The sequence below is a fragment of the Acinetobacter sp. TUM15071 genome (assembly GCF_008980925.1).
GTDB classification, from domain to species: Bacteria; Pseudomonadota; Gammaproteobacteria; order Pseudomonadales; family Moraxellaceae; genus Acinetobacter; species Acinetobacter dispersus.
In genome coordinates this window covers 216377-222781 of record NZ_BKGB01000006.1, presented here as the reverse complement: position 1 = coordinate 222781, position 6405 = coordinate 216377, and the positions used below count along the sequence as shown (strand labels likewise).

Annotated in this window: 7 protein-coding genes and 1 pseudogene; 5 read left to right on the top strand and 3 right to left on the bottom strand. The window is 40.6% G+C overall.

The features are described 5' to 3' along the window. Window positions 1-410, top strand: a pseudogene (locus GBI66_RS19440) (hypothetical protein); the annotation flags it as partial. Window positions 411-520: 110 nt separating this feature from the next. Here GBI66_RS19440 and GBI66_RS19860 read toward each other — a convergent pair. Next, entirely contained in the window at window positions 521-865 is a 345-nt protein-coding gene (locus tag GBI66_RS19860) for a type II toxin-antitoxin system PemK/MazF family toxin (RefSeq protein WP_151715736.1), read from the bottom strand. Window positions 866-1061: 196 nt separating this feature from the next. On the opposite strand from GBI66_RS19860, the gene GBI66_RS08120 reads away from it, so the two are divergent. The 3 genes from GBI66_RS08120 (at window position 1062) to GBI66_RS08110 (ending at window position 2997) form a co-directional block, all read left to right on the top strand. Further along, window positions 1062-1892 carry an AraC family transcriptional regulator gene (locus GBI66_RS08120; protein ID WP_151715730.1) on the top strand — a complete coding sequence of 277 codons (831 nt, stop codon included), beginning with the start codon at window positions 1062-1064 and terminating at the stop codon, window positions 1890-1892. Window positions 1893-1969: 77 nt separating this feature from the next. Beyond that, complete coding sequence (locus tag GBI66_RS08115) at window positions 1970-2683, top strand: AzlC family ABC transporter permease (protein ID WP_151715729.1); 714 nt, start codon at window positions 1970-1972, stop codon at window positions 2681-2683. Next, window positions 2680-2997 (top strand): AzlD domain-containing protein, encoded by a 318-nt coding sequence (locus GBI66_RS08110; protein ID WP_151715728.1) that lies wholly within the window; start codon window positions 2680-2682, stop codon window positions 2995-2997. The genes GBI66_RS08115 and GBI66_RS08110 overlap by 4 nt, the downstream gene beginning before the upstream one ends. A gap of 49 nt (window positions 2998-3046) precedes the next feature. On the opposite strand, the gene GBI66_RS08105 is transcribed toward GBI66_RS08110, so the two are convergent. Then, window positions 3047-3802, bottom strand: a complete 756-nt coding sequence (locus GBI66_RS08105; protein ID WP_151715727.1) for an SDR family oxidoreductase — start codon at window positions 3800-3802, stop codon at window positions 3047-3049. Window positions 3803-3909: 107 nt separating this feature from the next. Between GBI66_RS08105 and GBI66_RS08100 the strand changes: the two genes are divergently transcribed. Continuing rightward, window positions 3910-4794: a LysR family transcriptional regulator gene (locus GBI66_RS08100; RefSeq protein ID WP_151715726.1), complete on the top strand. Its 885-nt coding sequence runs from the start codon at window positions 3910-3912 to the stop codon at window positions 4792-4794. An 87-nt stretch (window positions 4795-4881) separates the two neighbouring features. Here the strand turns inward: GBI66_RS08100 and GBI66_RS08095 are convergent, their stop codons facing one another. Beyond that, window positions 4882-6189: a CitMHS family transporter gene (locus tag GBI66_RS08095; protein WP_151715725.1), complete on the bottom strand. Its 1308-nt coding sequence runs from the start codon at window positions 6187-6189 to the stop codon at window positions 4882-4884. Window positions 6190-6405: the final 216 nt, after the last annotated feature.

The following is a 6405-nucleotide window of genomic DNA, read 5'->3' as shown; positions in this document are numbered from 1 at the left end:
GCAAAGAACTACCAATTTATTTAAATAGAATTGATTTGACTATTGAAATCAAATTTTTAAATAGTAGGGTTTCCCGTAGTCTACAATGTTGTGATTTATTAATGGGATCAGCGGGTTACTATGGAAATAAAATGTATGAAGATCGACAAGCAGGACAATCTCGAATTAGTAAAATACAGAAGACGCGAAAAGAACTTTCAAAATTTGTATATGATGAGCTGCGAAGGATAGATGCTATTTTTAGAGGGAGTAAGGCATTTAATTGGTTTGAAACTACAAGTACTCATGGCAATAAAAGCAATAGATTTTTTTATAAAATCGCGATTTGGAAATTTGTACCCAATAATTCAATTAGGGATAAACGTTGGGAAAACGATGGACTTAGCAAAAATGGAGAAACAATAAAATGACAAAGGGCACTTTCGTGCCCTTAAAAGCAGTATAAACGGGCTTGTCATCGCCAATGTATATACTGGCTCTGTTACCAGAGTCTCCTAGGTCCTTAAAAGGAACAGTTAAATTATAGTTTCATTCCTAGGTATTTTGCAACGCTTTGGCGAATTTTATTATAATCGTCTTCTTCCAAGCTTAGTTTTCCAGTCCATTTCTTTTGACCATTTTCGATAATTTTACATCGATCTAATCTATCAATTGAGATTGTATAAATTAGATCACACTTAGCCCAGCATTGTGTGTGATTTAGTGGACTAATTATTTCATGATGGTAATCAGACAATATTGTAGGTTGAGTTGTGCTTAAAGGAACAATCGTTACAAGTCTACGGTTATGAGGGTGCCTAGAAACAATTACTACAGGGCGTTTCTTATTAATTTCTGGATCAATATAACCATTAAAATCACACATTAACACTGTGTTTGGAGAGGGCTGAGCGTGTACAGGCATAAGTCGAATATAAATTATCAATTGTTTTAATTATAACGTTATGTTTTGCATAAAGATAAATTATCTACTGATTTTTATGAAAACAGCAATTTTGTTCTATAAATCTATCTAAATCGCGTTAACCTGACACAATGCAAAGAATTCAAAGGAGGTCTTGATGTCGCGAAGACCTCGTGAACAAGTCGATTACTTACATCTAGAAGAACTAGGTGGTCTGGAAATGCTGAAAGCTAGTTACTATCAGCAGGAATTCTCACGACATGTTCATGAAGGATTTTGTATTGGTGTAATTGAAGAAGGGGCACAACGTTTCTATCGCACAGGGGGCAATCATGTTGCACCACAGGGCGATATTATTTTGGTCAATGCCGATGAGGTTCATACAGGTTCTTCTGCTGTAGAAACGGGATGGCGCTATCGTGCCATTTATCCAACGCCTGAAGTGTTTTATGAATTGACACGAGACCTCACGACCATACATGGCACAGCACCGTGGTTTAGAGAAGCGGTATTGCATGACGAAGGCTTAGCCCAACAATTTCGTCTCTTATTCGATTTATTAGAGCAGCCCAACAATACTTTGCTTAAACAAACCCTATTTTTATCCACCATTGCTTGGCTCGTATCTAAATACAGTCAGGTCAAGCCGCAAGCAACCGATTTAAGCAGTGCCAAACAGCGCATCCTCAATATCAAGGATTTTATGGCAAGTATGCCTGAGCAAGAGTTTTCATTGGCTACACTTGCAGAAATGGCTAATCTCAGCCAATGGCATTTCTTACGCCAATTTAAAAAACATGTCGGATTGTCACCGCATGCATGGTTGGTACAGGCGCGTTTGCAGAAGTCGCAAAGATTGTTAAGACAAGGACTAAATTTATCTGAAGTTTCACAGCAATGTGGTTTTTCAGATCAGAGTCATTTCAGTCGTCATTTTCGTCAGACATTTGGTATTACCCCTGGTGGTTATATTTCTTATCTCAAATAAAACAGCAATTTTATACAATTCTCTCTTATCAAATTTTGGCATAGTCATAAGGTCTTTTATGAGCAATTGTGATTTTGATGTTAAGTGAAAGCATAACCGATGATAGGCCAATGACGGTATCACGGGCATTTCTCAATGGAGTAATTAAAATCCTGCCGCTGTGTTTTGCAGTATTGCCGTGGGGGCTATTGGCAGGCTCGATGGCGATTCAGGCAGGGCTGAGTACTGCACAAGCGATTGGCATGTCGGCTTTGGTTTTTGCAGGTGCAGCGCAGTTGATGACCTTAGGTTTAGTGATGGCAGGAACGCCCGCATTCACCATCATCATTTCAGTATTTCTGATTACCACACAGCATTATCTATATGCACTGTATCTGCGTGAAGACATTTCCAAACAGCCTTTAAAACATCGCTTGCTATTGGGCTTTTTGCTGACTGATGAATTATTTGCGGTGAGTATTAAAAAGCAGCAACACTATATTTACTATTTATTGGGTGCTGGAAGCTGTTTTTATCTGTGCTGGGTCTTGTTTAGCATTTGTGGGGTGCTGCTTGCCTCATCGGTACCGAATCTTGATCAATATCACTTAGACTTTTCGATTGTTGCGACCTTTATCGCCATTGTGATTCCGTTTATTAAAAACATAAATACGTTGGTCGGTGTGTTGGTATCGGTACTGTTAACCTTGGTTTTTCTGAGTCTAGGCATTAAGAGTGCCGCGATCTTGGCAGGGGTAATCGGGATGCTAACCGCGACTTGTTTACAGAATTTACGCGAGCGTGTGGCATGACTTGGTTCCTTTTGATTATTCTGGCTGTGGTGGTGTTTATGAACCGCTATATTTTGCTGGAACCGAATATTCCGTTGCGATTACCGAAATGGTTTCAACAATCCTTACAGTATTCTGCACCGTGTTTATTGACTGCGATTGCAACGCCGATTGTGTTTATGGATGAACATGGCGCATTTCGTTCGACTTTATTGAATCCATATTTTTTGGCGACGATTTTAACCGTCATCATTGCGTATAAGGTGAAACATACTCTATTGACCATTATTCTCAGTTTGACGTGTTTCTATGCTTTGGTATTTTTCTTGCCTTAGTGTGTTTGGGCATTGCGGTTGAATGCCCAAATCGTTGTCAGTATCCGACTTAACGGGTGGTATAACCACCATTGGCAAAAATGGTTTGTCCAGTAATCCACCAGCCATCTGTCACTAGAAAGCGAACCAACGGTTCAATATCTTCGATCTTGGTTAAGCCACCTAAAGCAGATGCTGATTTATGATAGGCCACGGCTTCTGGTGCTTCTTGACCGTAGAAAAATGGCGTATCCATTGGACCTGGCGCAACAGCAGTAACGGAGATACCACGTTCACCAAACTCTTTGGATGCCGCACGAGTATAATGTTCGACGGGTGCTTTTAAGCCTTCATAAGTTGAATAAAGCCCAGTATACGCTGCAAGTAAACTGGTCACGATGGTACAGATCTTTCCATTGTCATTGAGATGACGACCTGCCGATTGAATAAAGAAATAGGCAATTTTATTGTTGATGTCATTCATGCCATCAAACTCTTGTTCGGTGGTGTCTAAATATGGTTTTTTCAGCACACGACCTACCGTATTAATCGCAATATCCACGCCACCGAAGTTTTCTTTAGCGGTGATAAACAATTGCTCAATATTTTGAATATCGGATAAATCAGCTTGTACCAAAACGGCTTTTGCGCCGAGTGCCTGTACATCTTTTAAAGTTTGTTCGGCATCGGCTTGGGTGGCAGCACTGTTGTAATGAATCAATAAATTTGCACCTTGTTCAGCAAACTTACGTGAAATCAAGCCGCCTAAGTTTTTTGCGCCGCCTGTGATCAATACGGTTTTTCCATTTAAATGATGTTGTGACATGTGTTTGTCCTGATGTTGTTTTGCATAAAAAACATGCTAATTGAATTTATTTGTTTGAAATAGTTGTTAGTATTGAACTGATTGTGCAAAAAAGTTGAACAATAAAAATGGATAAGATTGATCGTTTAAAAATCTTTTGTTTGGTGGCAGAGAAGCAGTCTTTTGCACAAGCAGCGCTGCAATTGGGATTACCGCGTTCCAATGTCACTTATGCGATTCAAACACTGGAAAAAGAATATGAGGTATTACTGTTTTATCGCACCACGCGTAAAGTGGCATTAACCCATGAAGGTAGTTTGTTTTACGATGAAGCCGTGCGTTTGGTGACACAGTTAAAAGAGCTGAATCGTTTTAAAACACATGTGCGTAGTCAGGAAGGTAAGATCAGTATTGGTATGCCGAAACGCTTAGCCACACAAGTTCTGATTCCTCATTTATCTGCGTTTTATCAACGTTATCCCAAAGTAAAGGTGTTAGTGAATGGCAGTGATGATTTTTCTAATTTAATCGAGCAACAGCTGGATTGTGTGGTACGCGTCGGACAAGTTCAGGATGAATATTTGCTGATTCGCCCCATTGCCCAAACCGAAATATGGACTGTGGCAGCACCGCAATATTTGGCAGAGTTTGGCGAACCTCAACGTTTTGAAGAACTACAACAGCACTTCGCCGTGGATTACCATGTCGCTAAACATTATCGAGAGTGGAGTGAGCTTTTATTCCAAGCGCATCGAGTCAAAATGCCTTATCGTTTATTGGTTGAGAATACTGAGGCCTATATTCAGGCAGGTTTAGCAGGCATTGGCATGATTCAAATTCCTGAATTTGATGCAGCGCCTTATGTACAGCAAGGACAGTTACAGCAATTATTTACCGATATTCCAAGCTTACAGTCACCTGTCAGCCTGTTGTTAACCGATCGCCAATACCGCCCTAAATATTTTCAGGACTTTATCGACTGGTTAGATGAGTTGTTAAAAACCAAACTATAATTGGAAAGCGGATGCTCGATTTAGATGGGTGAAGCATGCAGGCAATAAAAAAGCATACCCGAGTATGCTTTTTTATTTTGGCAAGGATTAATAAAGACCAAGTAAGAAGCCAGCGCCTAAGGTAAAGAAGCTGAATAACCAGATCCATCCAAATGAATAGCGTAAATGACGTCCCATATCGGTGCCTGTCAGTCCAACTGCAAGCCAAGTTGCAGGTGAGAATGGACTCACAAATGTTCCTGCGTTGTTACCAATCGCCATGGCGTACACGACCGAGTCAGCATTCACTCCAGCGGTAGCGGTAACTTCTTGCACAATCGGTAATAGCGCAAAGTAATAGGCATCGGTACTGGTAAAGATGTCCATCGGGACACCTAAGATCCCGACTAGAATATGCAAACTACCGATCCATGTGCTTGGTAGAATTTTAATTAAATCCAAGGCAATCGATTGCAACATACCTGACTCAGACAAAATTCCGAGGAATGCACCTGCAGCAAAAATAATGGCAACCATGCTCAATGCTTGAGGTGCATGGCGACCAATCACTTCAATCTGTGTTTTCGGCTGCGGGAAATTGACGATCAAGACCAATGCAAGGGCAATCATAAACACATAAGGTGCAGAGAATAGTCCAAAAGCTAGACAGATAATGGCAGCAACAATCAGACTGAGGTTAAACCATAGATTCTTTGGTTTGGCATCTTCCTGAATATCTTCGGCAAGGTCTTTGGCCATGCAGTCTTGTTCAAATGGCGTGGTACCGAGAGCTTGGGCTGCGAGAATGCGTTTTTTCTCACGTAAGCCCATAAATACGGCAAATACCATCATCCCTGCAACACCCGCCACTTGAACGGGAATCAGGCTATGCCAGAGTGTGGCAGCATCTAAACCTGTCGCGGCTGAAGCACGTCCTAAAGGTCCGCCCCATGGCACCATATTCATCACACCCATACTACCCGCCATCAGCAATAGCATCAGATAGGGGCTCATGCCGAGTTTTCGGTACAGGGGAAGTAAGGCAGGAATAATAATCAGGAAGGTTGCAGCACCAGAACCATCCAGATGCACAATTGCGGCAATCACAGTAGTCATCACGGCAACAATCACCATATTGCCACGCGTCATTTGAACCATACGTTTAATCATGGGGTCAAAGACATGTAATTCTTTTAATATACTGAAAAATAAAATAGCGAATAAAAACATGGTCGCTACTTTGGTCACTTTGGCTAGACCAGCTTCAAAGAAGCCAGAAATCTCGCTAATCGAAAAACCAGCAATGAGGGCGCCAATAAGAGGAACAATCGACATGGCTACAATAGGACTGGTTTTTCCAGACATCAGCAGCACGACAATCGTCACAATAATTAGAATACCGATCAGCGTCAGCATTATTTACTCCCTTAAGTTGTAACCTCTTGTCATTGGAAAAGTGTTAAAAAATACACCAAAAATAAAAAATAAAGCGCCGTCCATTATGCATAAAAACTTAATTAATTCTTAAAAATAAGAATAAAAACTACGCAAAAAGCGGATTAAATGAACAAAATGTTTAATTTTAGCCAATAATGCGGTTTAAGTTGCTTTTTAAATTATGTGATAAGTGTG